16 protein-coding genes are annotated in these 16625 nt (G+C 69.9%); 13 read left to right on the forward strand and 3 right to left on the reverse strand.

All coding sequences use genetic code 11. The features are described 5' to 3' along the window. Positions 1-6: 6 nt before the first annotated feature. From ftsW to NTM_RS17975, 11 genes are all read left to right on the forward strand, one after another. A complete protein-coding gene (ftsW, locus tag NTM_RS17925; protein WP_104865257.1) occupies positions 7-1557 on the forward strand; it encodes a putative lipid II flippase FtsW in 1551 nt (516 codons plus the stop codon). Next, positions 1554-2657, forward strand: a complete 1104-nt coding sequence (gene murG / locus NTM_RS17930) for an undecaprenyldiphospho-muramoylpentapeptide beta-N-acetylglucosaminyltransferase (protein WP_104865256.1) — start codon at positions 1554-1556, stop codon at positions 2655-2657. Before ftsW ends, murG begins: the two co-directional genes overlap by 4 nt. Further along, a complete protein-coding gene (gene murC / locus NTM_RS17935; protein ID WP_163767025.1) occupies positions 2654-4081 on the forward strand; it encodes a UDP-N-acetylmuramate--L-alanine ligase in 1428 nt (475 codons plus the stop codon). Before murG ends, murC begins: the two co-directional genes overlap by 4 nt. Next, a complete protein-coding gene (locus NTM_RS17940; protein WP_163767026.1) occupies positions 4078-4980 on the forward strand; it encodes a cell division protein FtsQ/DivIB in 903 nt (300 codons plus the stop codon). The genes murC and NTM_RS17940 overlap by 4 nt, the downstream gene beginning before the upstream one ends. Before the next feature lie 178 nt (positions 4981-5158). Continuing rightward, positions 5159-6334 carry a cell division protein FtsZ gene (gene ftsZ, locus NTM_RS17945; protein ID WP_083146063.1) on the forward strand — a complete coding sequence of 392 codons (1176 nt, stop codon included), beginning with the start codon at positions 5159-5161 and terminating at the stop codon, positions 6332-6334. A 17-nt stretch (positions 6335-6351) separates the two neighbouring features. Next, positions 6352-7062, forward strand: coding sequence for a peptidoglycan editing factor PgeF (gene pgeF, locus NTM_RS17950; RefSeq protein ID WP_163767027.1), 711 nt, complete (start codon positions 6352-6354; stop codon positions 7060-7062). Further along, the gene (locus NTM_RS17955) at positions 7059-7898 is read left to right on the forward strand and encodes a YggS family pyridoxal phosphate-dependent enzyme (RefSeq protein WP_163767028.1); all 840 of its coding nucleotides are present in this window, start codon (positions 7059-7061) and stop codon (positions 7896-7898) included. The genes pgeF and NTM_RS17955 overlap by 4 nt, the downstream gene beginning before the upstream one ends. Then, the gene (locus NTM_RS17960; protein ID WP_104865251.1) at positions 7895-8539 is read left to right on the forward strand and encodes a cell division protein SepF; all 645 of its coding nucleotides are present in this window, start codon (positions 7895-7897) and stop codon (positions 8537-8539) included. Before NTM_RS17955 ends, NTM_RS17960 begins: the two co-directional genes overlap by 4 nt. A gap of 98 nt (positions 8540-8637) precedes the next feature. Continuing rightward, positions 8638-8931: a YggT family protein gene (locus tag NTM_RS17965; RefSeq protein WP_104865250.1), complete on the forward strand. Its 294-nt coding sequence runs from the start codon at positions 8638-8640 to the stop codon at positions 8929-8931. 120 nt (positions 8932-9051) lie between these two features. Continuing rightward, positions 9052-9858, forward strand: a complete 807-nt coding sequence (gene wag31 / locus NTM_RS17970) for a DivIVA-like cell division protein Wag31 (protein ID WP_104865249.1) — start codon at positions 9052-9054, stop codon at positions 9856-9858. Positions 9859-9891: 33 nt separating this feature from the next. Next, the gene (locus NTM_RS17975; protein WP_104865248.1) at positions 9892-10254 is read left to right on the forward strand and encodes a phage holin family protein; all 363 of its coding nucleotides are present in this window, start codon (positions 9892-9894) and stop codon (positions 10252-10254) included. Positions 10255-10257: 3 nt separating this feature from the next. Here the strand turns inward: NTM_RS17975 and NTM_RS17980 are convergent, their stop codons facing one another. After that, on the reverse strand, positions 10258-10908 hold the full coding sequence (locus NTM_RS17980; protein ID WP_163767029.1) for a phosphoribosyltransferase: 651 nt from the start codon (positions 10906-10908) through the stop codon (positions 10258-10260). Positions 10909-10978: 70 nt separating this feature from the next. Here NTM_RS17980 and NTM_RS17985 point away from each other — a divergent pair, with 70 nt between their 5' ends. Continuing rightward, positions 10979-12328, forward strand: coding sequence for a TIGR01777 family oxidoreductase (locus tag NTM_RS17985; RefSeq protein WP_163767030.1), 1350 nt, complete (start codon positions 10979-10981; stop codon positions 12326-12328). Here NTM_RS17985 and NTM_RS17990 read toward each other — a convergent pair. After that, complete coding sequence (locus NTM_RS17990) at positions 12310-13038, reverse strand: type 1 glutamine amidotransferase (protein ID WP_163767031.1); 729 nt, start codon at positions 13036-13038, stop codon at positions 12310-12312. The two genes, NTM_RS17985 and NTM_RS17990, sit on opposite strands and share 19 nt — an antisense overlap. A gap of 40 nt (positions 13039-13078) precedes the next feature. Then, positions 13079-14311, reverse strand: coding sequence for a cytochrome P450 (locus NTM_RS17995; RefSeq protein ID WP_163767032.1), 1233 nt, complete (start codon positions 14309-14311; stop codon positions 13079-13081). A 243-nt stretch (positions 14312-14554) separates the two neighbouring features. On the opposite strand from NTM_RS17995, the gene NTM_RS18000 reads away from it, so the two are divergent. Then, positions 14555-16246, forward strand: coding sequence for an HNH endonuclease signature motif containing protein (locus NTM_RS18000; protein ID WP_232079750.1), 1692 nt, complete (start codon positions 14555-14557; stop codon positions 16244-16246). Positions 16247-16625 lie beyond the last annotated feature (379 nt).

Raw genomic sequence — 16625 nt, forward strand, 5'->3', positions numbered from 1 at the left:
GCGCCAGTGAGCAACATCCTGAGCCGGTTGCGCCACCGCCGCGCCAACCCGGCCGCCTCGCCGGATGCGGCGGTCACCGCGGCGGACGGTGCGCTGCCCATGCCGCGGACCCGCGTCGGGGCGTGGCTGGGCCGCCCGATGACGTCGTTCCACCTGATCGTCGCGATCACCGTACTGCTGCTCACCATGGGGCTGACGATGGTGCTGTCGGCCTCCGGTGTCTACTCCTACGACCAGGAGGGCTCACCCTGGTCGGTGTTCGCCAAACAGCTGCTGTGGACGATCATCGGGCTGTTCGGGTTCTACGTCGCGCTGCGGCTCCCGGTCGCGATGATGCGCCGGTTCGCGTTCACCGGGTTCGCGTTCACGATCGTGCTGCTGGTGCTGGTGCTGATCCCCGGAATCGGCAAGGTGGCCAACGGTTCCCGGGGCTGGTTCGTGGTCGCCGGGTTCTCGATGCAGCCCTCGGAGCTGGCCAAGATCGCGTTGGCGATCTGGGGTGCGCATCTGCTCGCCGCGCGGCGCATGGAGCACGCGTCGCTGCGCGAGATGCTGGTGCCGCTGGTGCCCGCCACGGTGATCGCGCTGGCGCTGATCGTCGCCCAGCCCGACCTCGGGCAGACGCTGTCGATGGGCGTCATCCTGCTCGGCCTGCTCTGGTACGCGGGCCTGCCGCTGCGGGTGTTCCTGGCCTCACTGGGCGCGGTGCTGGTCTCCGGCGTCGTGCTGGCCCTGGCCGAGGGCTACCGCTCGGCGCGCGTGCAGTCCTGGCTGAATCCCGCCGCCGACAGCCAGGGCGCGGGCTACCAGGCCCGGCAGGCCCGGTTCGCGCTCGCCAACGGTGGCGTCTTCGGCGACGGTCTCGGTCAGGGCACCGCCAAATGGAACTACCTGCCCAACGCGCACAACGACTTCATCTTCGCGATCATCGGCGAGGAACTGGGCTTCGTCGGCGCCGCGGGTCTGCTGGTGCTGTTCGGCCTGTTCGGCTACACCGGGATGCGCATCGCGCGCCGTTCTGCCGACCCGTTCCTGCGCCTGCTCACCGCGACCGCGACGCTGTGGATCCTGTCCCAGGTCTTCATCAACGTCGGCTACGTCGTCGGACTGCTGCCCGTGACGGGTCTGCAGCTGCCGCTGATCTCCTCGGGCGGCACCTCGACGGCGACCACGCTCTTCATGATCGGCATCATGGCCAACGCCGCCCGCCACGAACCTGAGGCGGTCGCCGCGCTGCGCGCCGGCCGCGACGACCGGGTCAACCGCTTCCTGCGGCTGCCGCTGCCCGCGCCCTACGTCCCGAGCCGCACCGAGGCGCTGCGCGACCGGTTGCGTAAGCGGCCGGAGCGCACCGGCAAGCCGAAGAAGGCGGCGAAGCCGGCAAAATCGGGAAAGGCGGCACGAGCCGAGAAGCCCGACAAGAAGAAGCCTCGGGCCCGCACCACCTCGACCGCGCGCCACCCGGTGCGGTCGGGACGGTCCTCCGGCGACTACGGTGATACCCGGCGTAATCAGGGCCGACGGGCCCGCACACTGGAAGGTCAGCGTTACGGGTGACAGGGTTTTCGGTCCTCCTTGCCGGTGGTGGCACGGCAGGCCACATCGAACCCGCGATGGCGGTCGCCGACGCCCTGGTCGCGCTCGACCCGGGCGTGCGGATCACCGCGCTGGGCACCGAGCGGGGTCTGGAGACCCGGCTGGTCCCGCAGCGCGGCTACGACCTTGAACTGATCACCCCGGTGCCGCTGCCGCGCAAGCTCTCCGGCGACCTGCTGCGGTTGCCGCTGCGGGTGCGCCGGGCGGTCAAGCAGACGCGGGAGGTGCTCGACGCCGTGGACGCCGACGTGGTCATCGGGTTCGGCGGCTACGTCGCGGTGCCTGCCTACCTCGCCGCCCGGGGGCGCGTGCCGGTCGTGGTGCACGAGGCCAACGCGAGCGCCGGATGGGCCAACAAGGTCGGCGCCCGGATCGCGCAGCGCGTGCTGTCCGCGGTACCCGATCCCGGGCTGGGCCGCGTCGAGGTGGTCGGGGTCCCGGTGCGCGCGGCGATCACCTCGCTGGACCGGGTGGCGCTGCGGGCCGAGGCGCGCGCGTACTTCGGCTTCGCCGACGACGCCCGCGTGCTGCTGGTGTTCGGCGGCTCCCAGGGGGCGCAGTCACTCAATCGTGCGGTCTCCGGTGCGGCGGAAAGCCTTGCCGCAGCCGGGATCTCGGTGCTGCACGCGCACGGCCCGAAGAACGTCCTCGATCTACGCACGCCGCAGCCGGGCGATCCGCCGTATGTCGCGTTGCCGTACCTGGACCGGATGGACCTCGCGTACGCGGCCGCCGACCTGGCGGTCTGCCGATCCGGGGCGATGACCGTCGCCGAGGTCAGCGCGGTGGGTCTGCCCGCCGTGTACGTGCCGCTGCCGATCGGCAATGGCGAGCAGCGACTCAACGCGCTTCCGGTGGTGCAGGCCGGCGGCGGCCTCGTCGTCGACGACCAGTCGCTGACACCGGAATTCGTCGCGCGCACGGTGACCGAACTGCTCACCGACACCGACAGGCTGGCGGAGATGACGTCGGCGGCCGCGCTCGCCGGCCATCCAGAGGCCGCGACCCGGGTCGCCGAGATCGCGCTCGAGGTGGCGCGCGGGGCCGGGAGCCGGCGATGACCGGTCACCATCCCGCGACGCTGCCCGCCGAACTGCAGCGGGTGCACATGGTCGGGATCGGCGGTGCCGGGATGTCGGGCATAGCCCGAATCCTGCTGGACCGCGGTGCGCAGGTCTCCGGATCCGATGCGAAGGAGTCCCGCGGCATCGTCGCGCTGCGGGCGCGCGGCGCCGAGGTCCGGATCGGGCACGACCCGTCCGCGCTCGACATGCTGCCCGGTGGGCCGACCGCGGTGGTGACCACGCACGCGGCGATCCCGAAGACCAACCCCGAACTCGTCGAAGCGGGCAGGCGCGGCATCCCGGTGATCCTGCGGCCCGCGGTGCTGGCCCGGTTGATGGACGGCTACACGACGGTGCTGGTCACCGGCACCCACGGCAAGACGTCGACCACCTCGATGACCATCGTGGCGTTGCAGCACTGCGGATTCGATCCGTCGTTCGCCGTCGGTGGTGACATCGGCCAGTCGGGCACCAACGCCCATCACGGCAGCGGGGGCACGTTCGTCGCCGAGGCCGACGAGAGCGACGGTTCGCTGCTCGAATACCACCCCGACGTCGCGGTCGTGACCAATATCGAGGCCGACCACCTGGACTTCTACGGCACCGTGGAGGCCTACACGGCGGTGTTCGACGAGTTCGTCGACCGCATCAAACCCGGTGGCGCGCTTGCGGTCTGTGTCGACGACCCCGGTGCGGCCGCGCTGGCCGACCGCGCACGTCGGCGCGGTGTCCGGGTGCTTCGCTACGGCAGCGAACCCGGCCTGGAGGCCACGCTGCTGGACTGGGCGCAGCAGGGTACCGGCGCGGTGGCCGAGATCGAACTCGGGGCGCAGCGACTGCCACGGACCATGCGACTGTCCGTGCCGGGCAGGCACATGGCGCTGAATGCGCTCGCCGCGCTGCTGGCCGCCGTCGAGGTGGGCGCTGACGTCGATGCGGTGCTCGACGGGCTGGCCGGATTCGACGGTGTGCGACGCCGTTTCGAGCTCGTCGGAACCGCCAACGGCGTGCGCGTGTTCGACGACTACGCGCACCACCCGACCGAGGTGCGCGCCGCGCTGACCGCGTTGCGTGCCGTCGCCGAGCAGGCAGGCGCCGGCCGCACCGTCGCGGTGTTCCAGCCCCATCTGTATTCGCGCACAGAGACTTTCGCCGCCGAGTTCGCCGCCGCGCTGAGCACGGCCGACGAGGTCTTCGTGCTCGACGTGTACGCCGCGCGCGAGCAGCCGCTGGCCGGGGTCAGCGGCGCCACCATCGCCGACGCGGTCACCGTGCCGGTGACCTACGTCCCGGACTTCTCCGCGGTGGCGGCCCGGGTCGCGGCGGTGCTCGCGCCCGGCGACGTGGTCGTCACGATGGGCGCCGGTGACGTCACGCTGCTCGGCACCGAGATCCTCGCCGAGGTGCGGGCCCGGACATGACCGAGCCGACCGAACCCGCCGCCGAGCCGGAGGCCCCGGCGGAGACCCCAGTGCAGGATCCGCCCGAACCGGACGTCGAGGACACCGAGGGGCCGCGGCGCCGGGCCCGGCGCGAACGCGAGGAGCGGCGCGCCGCCCAGGCCCGGGCCCGCGCGATCGAGACGGCCCGCGTCGAGGCCAAACGCAAGGTGATGGGCGCGGAGGCGCCGCAGGCCAAGACGCTGGGGCGCGGCACGGTGCGCGGTCTGAAATTCCTGATGTGGACGGCCGTGCTCGCGGTGGTCGTGGTCGGGATCGGGCTGCTGCTGTACTTCACCCCGATCATGTCGGCGCGCAGCATCGTGGTCGTCGGCGTCGGCGCGGTGACCCAGGACGAGGTGGTCGGCGCGGCCGCTGTCGCGCCGGGCACCCCGCTGCTGCAGGTCAACACCGACGCCGTCGCGGAGCGGGTGGCCGGGATCCGCCGGGTCGCGTCGGCGCGGGTGCAGCGCCAGTACCCGTCGACGCTGCGGATCACGATCGTCGAGCGGGTGCCGGTCGTGCTCCGCGACTATCCGGACGGTGTGCACCTGTTCGACAAGGACGGCGTGGACTTCGCGACGGCACCGCCGCCGCCGGGCATCCCGTACCTGGACACCGAGAACCCCGGACCCGGTGATCCGGCCACCCAGGCCGCGCTGCAGGTGATGACGTCACTGCGGCCGGACGTGGCCGTGCAGGTGGGCCGCGTGTCGGCGCCATCGGTGGCGGCGATCACGCTGACCCTGATCGACGGCAGGACTGTGGTGTGGGGGACCACCGACCGTACCGAGGAAAAGGCCCTCAAACTGGCCGCGCTGCTGACGCAGCCCGGTCAGGTCTACGACGTGTCGAGTCCGGACCTGCCGACCGTCAAGTAGCGAGAAAACTTTTTTGTCGTGTCGTTTCGGCGCGCCTGCCCGGCTTGGGTGGGGCCCGGCCCTACCGTTCTGTTTGCGCGGAACAACTTGACATAACTCTAAGCCTCTGGTTGAGGTTGAGGGTTTGCTCCAGCGGTTATCCGTTACCAGACAGGCAACCAGGCAGGAAGGGCAATCGATGACCCCCCCGCATAACTACCTCGCTGTGATCAAGGTGGTCGGCATCGGCGGCGGTGGCGTCAACGCCGTCAACCGGATGATCGAACAGGGTCTCAAAGGCGTCGAGTTCATCGCGATCAACACCGACGCCCAGGCGTTGTTGATGAGCGATGCCGACGTCAAACTCGACGTCGGCCGCGACTCGACCCGCGGTCTCGGCGCCGGAGCGGATCCCGAGGTCGGCCGTAAGGCCGCCGAGGACGCCAAGGACGACATCGAGGAGCTGCTGCGCGGCGCCGACATGGTGTTCGTCACCGCGGGCGAGGGCGGCGGCACCGGCACCGGCGGCGCACCCGTCGTCGCGTCGATCGCACGCAAGCTCGGAGCGCTGACCGTCGGTGTCGTGACCCGGCCGTTCTCGTTCGAGGGCAAGCGCCGCAGCAATCAGGCGGCCGAGGGCATCCAGGCGCTGCGCGAGAGCTGCGACACCCTGATCGTGATCCCCAACGACCGCCTGCTGCAGATGGGCGACGCCGCGGTGTCGCTGATGGACGCGTTCCGCAGCGCCGACGAGGTCCTCCTCAACGGCGTGCAGGGCATCACCGACCTGATCACCACCCCCGGCCTGATCAACGTCGACTTCGCCGACGTCAAGGGCGTGATGAGCTCCGCAGGCACCGCGCTGATGGGCATCGGCTCGGCCCGCGGCGACGGCCGTGCGCTCAAGGCCGCCGAGATCGCGATCAACTCGCCGCTGCTGGAGGCCTCGATGGAGGGCGCGCAGGGCGTGCTGCTGTCGGTCGCCGGTGGCAGTGACCTCGGTCTGTTCGAGATCAACGAGGCCGCCTCGCTGGTCCAGGAGGCCGCGCACCCGGATGCGAACATCATCTTCGGCACCGTCATCGACGATTCGCTCGGTGACGAGGTCCGGGTCACCGTGATCGCCGCCGGCTTCGACGCGGCCGGACCGGGGCGCAAGCCGGTGACCGGTGAAGCGCAGCCGGCCGCCGCGCCGGCCTCGCAGCCGATCGCGCCGGGCACGGCGGGCCGGGTGAACTCGTCGATCTTCGAACCGGCCGACCCGACCAGCGTGCCCGCGGGGCACACCAACGGGGCGACGGTGCGCATCGGCGGCGGTGACGACGGCGGGATATCGGACGACGACGTCGACGTGCCTCCGTTCATGCGCCACTAGCTCGTAGGGTTGCTCAGGTGACCTTCCGTATCCGGCGCGTCACCACCACCCGTGCGGGCGGGGTTTCCACACCGCCGTACGCGACGTTCAATCTCGGCGACCATGTCGGCGACGACCCGGCAGCGGTAGCGGCCAACCGGCACCGGCTGGCCGAGGCCGTCGGGCTCGGCGACGACCGGTTGGTGTGGATGAACCAGGTGCACAGCGCCAACATCGCCGTCGTCGACCGCGCCCAGACCGTGGACGAGACCGACGGCCTGGTGACCACCGTGCCGCGGTTGGCGCTGGCGGTCGTGACCGCCGACTGCGTGCCGGTGCTGATGGCCGACGCGCGGGCCGGGGTGATCGCCGCGGTGCACGCCGGCCGCGTCGGTGCCGCCGCCGGGATCGTGGCCCGGGCACTGGAGACGATGGTCGACGCCGGCGCCGACGTCGCCGACGTGTCGGTGCTCCTTGGTCCCGCGGTCAGCGGACGCAACTACGAGGTGCCCGAACCGATGGCCGCCGAGGTCGAACGGGCACTGCCGGGAAGCCGGACCCGAACCGGCCGCGGCACGCCCGGTCTCGATCTGCGCGCCGGTATCGCCAACCAGCTGCGTGGTCTCGGGGTGCGCGCGATCGACGTCGACCCGCGCTGCACGGTCGAGGACCGCAACTTGTTCAGCCACCGCCGGGACAATCCGACCGGGCGGCTGGCGTCGCTGATCTGGCTGGAGCCGGCATCGTGACCACCGAGCGCGAGAACGAACTGCGCGACCGGCTGGCCGCGCTGCGTGAGCGGTTGGCGCGCGCCGCCGAGGACGCGGGGCGTGACGTCGGGGAGATCGAGCTGTTGCCGGTCACCAAGTTCTTTCCGGCCGACGATGTCGTGACGCTGTATCGGCTCGGCTGCCGCGCGTTCGCCGAATCCCGCGATCAGGAGGCGTCGGCCAAGGTCGAGCGGGTGGCGCAGGCGATCGGCCCGCTCGGCGGCGAGCCGGTCCGGTGGCACATGGTGGGCCGGATCCAGCGCAACAAGGCCCGCTCGATCGGGCAGTGGGCGTATGCGGCGCACTCCATCGACAACGCCAAAGTCGTTGCCGCGCTCGACCGGTCGGCGTCGGCCGCGCTGGAGGCGGGCGTGCGCGCCGCGCCGCTGCGGGTGTTCGTGCAGCTCAGCCTCGACGGCGACGAGTCGCGCGGCGGTGTCGACGTGTCGGCGGCCGACCGGATCGACGAGCTGTGCGCCGCGGTCGACGGTGCGGACGGGCTCGCGTTCGTCGGGTTGATGGCGATTCCCCCGATAGGTGCCGATCCCGGCGAAGCGTTCGCCCGGTTACAGCAGGAGCGTGACCGGGTGCAGCGGCATCATCAGCAACCTCTTGGCTTGTCAGCGGGGATGTCCGGTGACCTCGAAGCGGCGGTGCGACACGGATCAACTTGTGTGCGTGTCGGTACCGCGCTAATGGGATCTCGACCGCTAACGTCACCCGCAGTAGTCACACGAGTCACACCTTCATCACAGACAACAGTTCCGCTGGAATCCTCCGAGCCAGCGCCACCGCCAGAAGGGTCCACACAATGAGCACACTGCACAAAGTCAAGGCCTACTTCGGTATGGCGCCGATGGACGACTACGAGGACGACTACTACGAGGATGACGACCGCGGATCCGCGCGCGGCTACCGCCGCCCGCGTGAGGAGCGGTTCGACGACGACTACCAGCGTGGCTACGACAGCCATCCGGAGGACCGGCGTCGCGAGTACGACGAGCCCCCGGCCTACCGCGCCGGCGGTTTCGACGACGCCCGGTTCGAGCCGCGGATGCGTACCCCGCGCGAATTCGACCGCACCCCTCCGCGTTTCGGCGCGATGCGCGGCTCCACCCGCGGGGCCCTGGCGATGGATCCGCGCGGCATGGCCGAGCTGTTCGAGGCAGGCAGCCCGCTGGCCAAGATCACGACCCTGCGCCCGAAGGACTACAGCGAGGCCCGCACCATCGGTGAGCGCTTCCGCGACGGCACTCCGGTGATCATGGACCTGGTCTCGATGGACAACGCCGACGCCAAGCGACTCGTCGACTTCGCCGCCGGGCTCGCGTTCGCGCTGCGCGGTTCCTTCGACAAGGTCGCGACGAAGGTGTTCCTGCTGTCGCCCGCGGATGTCGATGTCACCGCCGAGCAGCGCCGGCGTATCGCCGAGGCCGGGTTCTACTCCTACCAGTAGGCACCGCTCTCACCCCGGGTAGGCTGGCTGAGCCGCACGGACGGTGTCGGTTCGCGGCTGTAGTCAAAGTCACATCTGCCTGAGTGAGGTCGGCTTCGTTGGCGTTGTTCTTCGAGATCCTGGGTTTCGCGCTGTTCGTTTTCTGGCTGCTGCTGATCGCCCGGGTCGTGGTCGAGTTCATTCGATCGTTCAGTCGGGACTGGCATCCGCGGGGTGCGACGGTCGTCGTGCTGGAGATCATCATGACGCTCACCGACCCGCCCGTGAAGTTGCTTCGCCGGCTGATTCCCCAGCTCACGATAGGTGCGGTGCGGTTCGACCTGTCGATCATGGTGCTGTTGCTGCTCGCGTTCATCGGCATGCAGCTGGCCTTCGGAGCGGCCACCGCCTGACGAATTATCGGCCTCGACTGCAACCGCCGGGTCTGGTGTGACAGGATGGACGCCAGTTACGTTCCACCCAGCCTTTACACTTCGTGATCAGTTGACGGTCCAGACTCAAGGGGGCAGACGATGCCGCTCACTCCTGCCGACGTGCACAACGTGGCTTTCAGCAAGCCACCGATTGGCAAGCGCGGCTACAACGAGGACGAGGTCGACGCGTTCCTCGACCTCGTCGAAAACGAACTGTCCCGTCTGATCGAGGAGAACAGCGACCTTCGTCAGCGGATCTCCGAGCTCGACCACGAACTCGCCTCGGCGCGGTCCGGGGGAGCGGCGGCCCAGCCGACGCAGACCATCCCAGCCTACGAGCCTGAGCCCGAGCCCGCACCCGCTCCGGAGCCGGTCTATGAGGCGCCCGCCCAGCAGGCGCCGGCGACCGAGGACCAGCACCTGCGTGCCGCGAAGGTGCTCAGCCTGGCGCAGGACACCGCCGACCGCCTGACCAGCAGTGCCAAGGCGGAGTCGGAGAAGATGCTCGCCGACGCCCGGGCGCAGGCCGATCAGCTGGTGACCGAGGCGCGCCAGACCGCCGAGACGACGGTGACGGAGGCGCGCCAGCGTGCCGACGCGATGCTCTCCGACGCGCAGACCCGGTCGGAGACGCAGCTGCGCCAGGCCCAGGAGAAGGCCGACGCGCTGCAGGCCGATGCCGAGCGCAAGCACGCCGAGATCATGGGCACCATCAACCAGCAGCGCACCGTGCTCGAGGGTCGACTGGAACAGCTCCGCACGTTCGAACGCGAGTACCGCACCCGTCTGAAGACCTACCTGGAGTCGCAGCTCGAAGAGCTCGGCCAGCGTGGTTCGGCCGCACCGGTGGATTCCGGGGCCAACAACGACGGCGGGTTCAACCAGTTCAACCGGGGCAACAACTAACCGCGTGCGACTCACTTCTGGCGGAGCAGACCCATGTTGATCGTCGCGCTCGTGCTCGCCGTCATCGGCTTGGGCGCCTTGGTGCTGGCTGTTGTCACGAGCAACGCGCTGATCGCATGGGTCTGTATCGCCGCGAGCCTGATCGGCGTCATCCTGTTGATCGTCGACGCCATCCGCGACCGCAACGGCGATGGTAGCGGAGCCGAATCTGATTCGGAGACAACGGATTCCACCGAAGTCATCGAAGAGGTCGACTACGAGGATTATCCGGACGAGGCGCCGATCGCCGAGGAGTACGACGAGACCGTCGACATCGAACCGGAACCCGAACCGGAGCCGGCGCCGGAGCCGGTCGACGAGGACGTACCGGCGGACGAGCAGTCCCCGAAGAACTGACCGTCAGCCGGCGGCCGCGAGCAGGTCGCGGACCTCGTCGTCGGTGACCTGGTGGAAGTCGGCGAATACCTGCCCGACCGCCTGTAAGTCGGCGGGCATCGTCGAGCACACCACCTCATCGGCTTCCTTGCGCAACATCCGGCACACCGACCGCGGTCCCACCGGCACAGCGACGATCACCCGCGCCGCCCCGGCCTGCCGGACGGCCCGCACCGCCGCCACCATGCTCGCACCCGTCGCGATCCCGTCGTCGACGAGGATCACCGTGCGGCCGGCCACCCGAAGTGGGCCGCGGTCGCCGCGATAGGCCTCCTCGCGCCGGTGCAGTTCGACGGTCTCGCGGGCGATCGCCTCACGTACGACGTCATCGCCGATCCCGAGACTGCGCAGCAGGTCGTCGTTGAGCACCACCCCGCCGCCGCTGGCCAGCGCGCCCATCGCCAGTTCCGGCCACTGCGGCACACCGAGCTTGCGCACCAGACAGACGTCGAGCGGCGCCTGCAGCGCCAGGGCCACCTCCGCGCCGACCGGAATGCCGCCGCGCGCGAGCCCCAGCACGTAGAGGTCGTCGCGGCCGGCGTAGTGGGCGAGATCGCGCGCGAGAACCCGACCGGCCTCCTGCCGGTCCCGATACGTTCGTCTGGTGTCGTTCATGGCACGGTCCTTGGCGGCGCTTACCCGGCTCGATTATCGGGCAATCCATCCCCGGAACCTAGGAGGGCCAGTGGGCATCGAGTACGAGAGCGTCGTCGACCATCCCCGTGACGTGGTGTGGGACTGGTTCAGCCGGCCCGGCGCGATGCCGCGGCTGATACCGCCGTGGCAGCCGATGACCCCGCTGGCCGAAGCAGATTCGCTGGCCGACGGGGTGGCCGTCCTCGGATTGCCCGGCGGGCTGCACTGGGTGGCCCGCCACGATCCGTCGGCATATGTGCCGGGCAGCCGGTTCGCCGACGAACTGTCCTCGCGCGGCCCGGCTTCATGGCCGCCTCGGGTGATCGGACATTGGCGGCATACGCACTCGTTCTCCGACGCGGGTGCGGGCACGTGCGTGCACGACCGGGTGGACGCGCCGGTCCCGGCTGCGGCATTGCGGCCCACGTTCGTCTACCGGCACCGCCAGATCGCCGACGACCTCGCCGCGCACCGCCGCGCCGCCGATGCGGGCGCGGGCCCGATGGTCGTCGCGCTCACCGGGTCGTCCGGGCTGGTCGGATCCGCGCTGACAGCGTTCCTGACCACCGGCGGCCACCGGGTGATCAAGCTCGTGCGGCGCCGCCCCCGCGGTGACGACGAGCGGCAGTGGGATCCGGGCTCACCGGCCCCGAACCTGCTCACCGGCGTCGACGCCGTCGTGCACCTGGCCGGCGAATCGATCGCGGGCAGGTTCACCGACGCGCACCGGGACGCCATCCGCGACAGCCGGATCGAGCCGACCCGGCTGCTGGCGAAGGCCGCCGCGGCAGCCGACGGCGGACCGCGCTCCTTCGTCAGCGCCTCGGCCATCGGCTACTACGGATTCGACCGCGGCGACACCCAGTTGACCGAGGACGCCACCCGCGGTGACGGCTTCCTCGCCGACGTCGTCGCCGACTGGGAGGCCGCGACGGCGCCCGCGTCGGATGCGGGACTTCGGGTGGTGAAGGTGCGAACGGGGATCGTGCAGGCTGCCGCGGGCGGCACCCTGCGGCTGTTACGGCCGTTGTTCTCGGCGGGCCTGGGCGGGCGGTTGGGCAGCGGTCGGCAGTGGCTGTCGTGGATCGGCCTCGATGACCTGGTCGACATCTACCACCGTGCGCTCTACGACGAGCGGCTCAGCGGGCCCGTCAACGCCGTCGGCGCGGAACCGTTACGCAACAGCGAGTACACCGAGAGTCTGGCACGCGTGTTGCACCGTCCGGCGCTGCTGCCGGTGCCTGCGATCGGCCCGCGGATCCTGTTGGGAGAGCAGGGCGCTCGCGAGCTGGCCGCGGCGAGTCAGCGGGTGGTCCCCGCCAAGCTGTTGGCGCTGGGGCATCCGTTCCGGCACCCGGACGTCGCGGATGCGCTCGCCCATCAGCTCGGGCGGGAGTGACCGGCCACCCGGGTCAGGAAGCCGCGCACCAGTGCGCGCACCCGGACCGCGACGTCGTCGGCGAGTTCATCTGTGCGCGTGAGGATTTCCTCGTGAGTCAGGCCGACGCCCTCGATATCGTCGTGGTCGTCTGCCAACCAGACCTTCAGCAGGTCGGCGTCGACCTCGGGATGGAACTGCAGCGCCAGCGTGCGGCCGAGCGTGAACGCCTGGGACGCGTTGGCGGTTCGGGCGATCTCGGTTGCCCCCGGCGGCAGCGTCCAGCGGTCGAAGTGCCACTGGAACCATGGTCCCGCGGGGACCACGTCGGGGCGGTCGGAGGTGACGTCGTACCAGCCGACCTCCTGTCGCGGCGCGCGCTCTACCGTGCCGCCGAACGCCTGAGCGAGCAACTGTCCGCCGAAACAGACGCCCAGCAGCGCGATCCCGGCATCGGCGGCGTCGCGCATCATCTGCATCTCGGTGCTGACCCAGGTCTCGAGCAGGGCCGGGTTGTAGACCGCCCAGGTGGCTCCCAGCGGCACGATGACGTCGTACCCAAGTGGGTCGGGGAAGGTCACATCACCGGCCGGATCGTGAGCCTTCTCGGCGGGGACCACCACGAAGGTGTCGATGTCGAAGCCGTTCTCCGCGAACGCGTCGCCGAGGAGGGCTTCGGTCGCCGAGTGCTCGTTGAGCAGGAACAGGACTTTGGATGCCACGCCGGACATTATCGCCGTGCGGTCAGCTGCTCCGCATCGCCGGGGTGAGTCAGGACATCGTCGAGAACGCGATCGGCAGGTGGGCGGGGCCGGTGATGCCGGTGATCGGCTTCCAGACGGCGGGCCCGTCGCGCCGGAGATCAGGCATCCGTTGCGACATGATCGCCAGTGCCTCGGACAACTCGATCCTCGCGAGGTGGGAACCGAGGCAATAGTGCACACCGCCACCGAAGGTGAGCATCGCGTGCGCGTCGCCGCGGGTGATGTCGAACCGCTCCGGGTCGCGGTAGGTGGCGGGATCCCGGTTGGCCGACGCGGTGTTGGCCAGCACCATCGCTCCCGCAGGCACGGTGTAGCCGTCGATGTCGACGTCCTCGACGGCGACGCGCACCGTCGTGAAGATGACGGGGGAGAATCGCATGACCTCTTCGACGGCATTGGGTGCGAGTTCGGGATGGCGGGCCAGTAGCGCCCACTGGTCGGGGTGATCGCAGAACACCTCGATCGCCGCCGCGAGCTGATTTCTGGTCGTGTCGGTGCCGGCCATCAACAGAGTGGCGGCGAGTGTCAGCAGCTCCTGGTGGGTCAACCGGTCGCCGTCGAGCTCGGCACGCATCAGGTCGGACAGCAGATCCTCGGTGAGGGAGTTGCGGCGGTCGGTGACCATGGCGTCCAGATAGGCCTCCAGCGCGCGCCACGCGGCGACGATGTCGGGGCCGTCCTCCACCACGTTCCAGTCGAACATCTTGAAGATGTCGTCGGCCCACGCGGACAACAGATCCCAGTCCTGACGGCGGGTGCCGAGCAGCTCGCAGATGATCGGGACGGGGTAGCGCCGGGAGATGTCGGCGACGGCGTCGCAGCGGCCCAGATCGGCGACCGTCGACACGAGTACAGAGATCACGTCCGCGCAGGCACCGCGCAGACGGCCCGCCGCCGAGGGGGTGAACGCCTTTGCCACCAGCCGTCGTTGGCGGTGGTGCTGTTCTCCGTTGAGGCTGAGCAGGGAGGTCACGACGATGTCCCAGAGGTCGCCGGAGGTGACCCCTTGGGCGGCGAGCCCGATTCCCTCCGGTATCTCGAAATGATCGTCGCGCAATACCTTTCGCACCGCATCGTAGGTGAGCACTTCGAGTCCGTGCGGCCCTGCCGCGATGGGCCCCTGCTGCCGCGCGGCGGCGATCAGGCGGTGCGCTTCGGCGGGACTACGGGCGTGCTCGTAGGCGATGCGGGGCAACGCGGGGTCGATGACGGCTGCGTCGGTGAGATCGTCGACGGTCATGACGGAAGTCTGGGCGGGATCAGGGTTCCACCCCAGGGTGGTGCGCTACTGCTGTTTCGGGCCGGGGAGTGGGGACGGCTTAAGTAGGGCGCTCGAACTGTCGGTGTGTGACCAGTCGAGGGTTTGACGGGGCCGCGGCGGTGGGGCGTTCGCGCGCATTTCTGGTGAGTCAACGTGTCTGCCGGCCCTGGTAGTGTCGAACACATGTTCGATGGTTGGTCTGATGGGCGGGTCGTCTCAGGGGTGGCTGATTCGTATCGGCAGGTCGCGATCGGAATGGCGGCGGCTTCGGCGGGGATCGCGGAGTTGCTGGGGCGGCGCACCGTCGAGGAGATCGACCGCGAGGCTGATGTGCGCTCGTTGATCACCGCGTTCGAACGCACGGTGGTCGAGGTCGGGGCGGCGTTGCGGCTGCCGCCGGCGCGGGCGCGGGAGTTGGTCCATCAGGCTGATGTGTTGCACACCCGGTTGCCGGCGGTGGCGGCACTGCTGGCCGCCGGGGAGGTCGACTATCCGACGGTGCTGTTGGTCATCGAGCGCACCGATCTGGTTGCCGAGCAGCACATGGCGCGCCTGGATGCGGCGCTGGCCGAGCGGATCCGCACCTGGGCGCGCTGGTCACGCAAGCTGGTGCGCGATGCCGTCGACGGGTTGGTCGCCGAGGTCGATGCCGCGGCGATCAAGCGGCGCCGCCAGGCCGCTTTCGATGAGCGCCGGGTCACGGTGGCCGCCGGGTTGGACGGGATGGCCGCGGTACGCGCGCGGATGTCGGCGTCGCAGGGCGCGGCGATGGACGCCCGCTGGAGCATGCTGGCCAAACAGGTGTGCCCTGGTGATCCGCGCAGCCTGACTCAGCGCCGCGCTGATGTGTTCGATGCCCTCAACACCGGTGGCGCGTTCGGGTGTGGCTGTGGGGATCCGGGCTGCCCCTGTCTGGTCGTGGTCCCCCCGGCGGCCGCGCAGCACGACCCACCAGCCGCCGAACCCGAGCCCGAACCCGAGCCCGAGGCGCTGGAGCCGCCCGGGGCCGAGGCGCCCGAGGCCGAGCCGCCCGCCGAGGCGCCCGCGGTCGAGCCGGTCCCGGCACCGCCGATCCCGGCACCGGCACCGCCGGGGCCGGTGTCGGTGTTGGGGCGGCAGGTGGTGCTCCACGTGATCGCCACCGCCGACACCGTCACCGGGCACGGCAACACTGCGGGCTATTTGGCCGGCTACGGGATCATCGACGCCGAACTGGTGCGCGAGCTGGCCCGCGAGGCCACCCGCCGGCTGGTCGAAGCCCCACCATTCGATCCGCGCCAGGCCGTGACCTACCGGCCCAGCGCGGCGCTGGCACGGTTCATCCGCGCCCGCGACCTGACCTGTCGCTTCCCCGGCTGCGAGGTGCCGGCCACCTGCTGCGACATCGACCACACCATCGCCTTCGACCACCACGACCCGACCGCCGGCGGGCAGACCGTGCCCTGGAACCTGGCCTGCTACTGCCGCACGCACCACCGCCACAAAACCCACGACACCGGCTGGAACGACCGGCAACTGCCCGACGGCACCATCATCTGGACCTCCCCGAGCGGACACCAATACCGCACCCGCCCCGCCGGGGTCGGGCTGTTTCCCGGGCTGGGCCGCGCCCAGCACCGCAGCGAGCAGCAGCGCATCACCGCCGCACGGCGCCGACTCAACGCTCACCGCGACACCAGCGAACACAACAGCTACCGCAACCAGAAGGCCCGCAACGAAATCCGGGATCGGCGCTGGCGCAACGGATTCCGCTGCCGCTACCTACTGTTCACAGGCGACTACGCCCACCACACACCCAGCAAAAGCCCGTTCGCCCGCTTCGTCAACGACCCCCTCGAACCCGAAACCCTCCCACCACACTGGCAACCCCCACCACCACGAAACAATGACACCGACGAACCACCACCCTTCTGACGGTGGCGGGCGTGTTTGCCCGGATCTCCGCAGGGCTCTCGACTGCCGGATGCTGACGTTTGCGTGGCTGCGACGTGGATAGCCAGTCGGCGAAGCAATGTGCCGCGCATTCGACATTTCACAGTTCGCTGTACTGCTTTTGTCGGCGATGTTCGCCATTGTCTAATTAGTTGACACAACGCCATATCGAACGGCTTGGCCACGGCCACGGCGACGGCCAGCGACGCATTCGCTAGGTGGGTAACCAGCTCGGTGTAAAGCAACTTTACACAGGTAAATCGGCTAACAAAGCTATTGCGCAGAGTTTGCTTGCTGAGACTCCGTCTTATCTTCAGTCGTGTTCGCCGGAACTGCTTGACGACAGGGTTCCGCTGGTGTT

Origin of the sequence: Mycolicibacterium parafortuitum, from assembly GCF_010725485.1 — a bacterium.
Classification (GTDB): domain Bacteria; phylum Actinomycetota; class Actinomycetes; order Mycobacteriales; family Mycobacteriaceae; genus Mycobacterium.

Coding starts and splice junctions, on each gene's coding strand:
- NTM_RS17940 (WP_163767026.1), top strand. CDS start 4,078: ATGACCGAGCCGACCGAACCCGCCGCCGAGCCGGAGGCCCCGGCGGAG.
- NTM_RS17960 (WP_104865251.1), top strand. CDS start 7,895: ATGAGCACACTGCACAAAGTCAAGGCCTACTTCGGTATGGCGCCGATG.
- NTM_RS17995 (WP_163767032.1), bottom strand. CDS start 14,311: ATGACCGTCGACGATCTCACCGACGCAGCCGTCATCGACCCCGCGTTG.
- wag31 (WP_104865249.1), top strand. CDS start 9,052: ATGCCGCTCACTCCTGCCGACGTGCACAACGTGGCTTTCAGCAAGCCA.
- murC (WP_163767025.1), top strand. CDS start 2,654: ATGACCGGTCACCATCCCGCGACGCTGCCCGCCGAACTGCAGCGGGTG.
- NTM_RS17980 (WP_163767029.1), bottom strand. CDS start 10,908: ATGAACGACACCAGACGAACGTATCGGGACCGGCAGGAGGCCGGTCGG.
- NTM_RS17990 (WP_163767031.1), bottom strand. CDS start 13,038: ATGTCCGGCGTGGCATCCAAAGTCCTGTTCCTGCTCAACGAGCACTCG.
- NTM_RS17975 (WP_104865248.1), top strand. CDS start 9,892: ATGTTGATCGTCGCGCTCGTGCTCGCCGTCATCGGCTTGGGCGCCTTG.
- ftsZ (WP_083146063.1), top strand. CDS start 5,159: ATGACCCCCCCGCATAACTACCTCGCTGTGATCAAGGTGGTCGGCATC.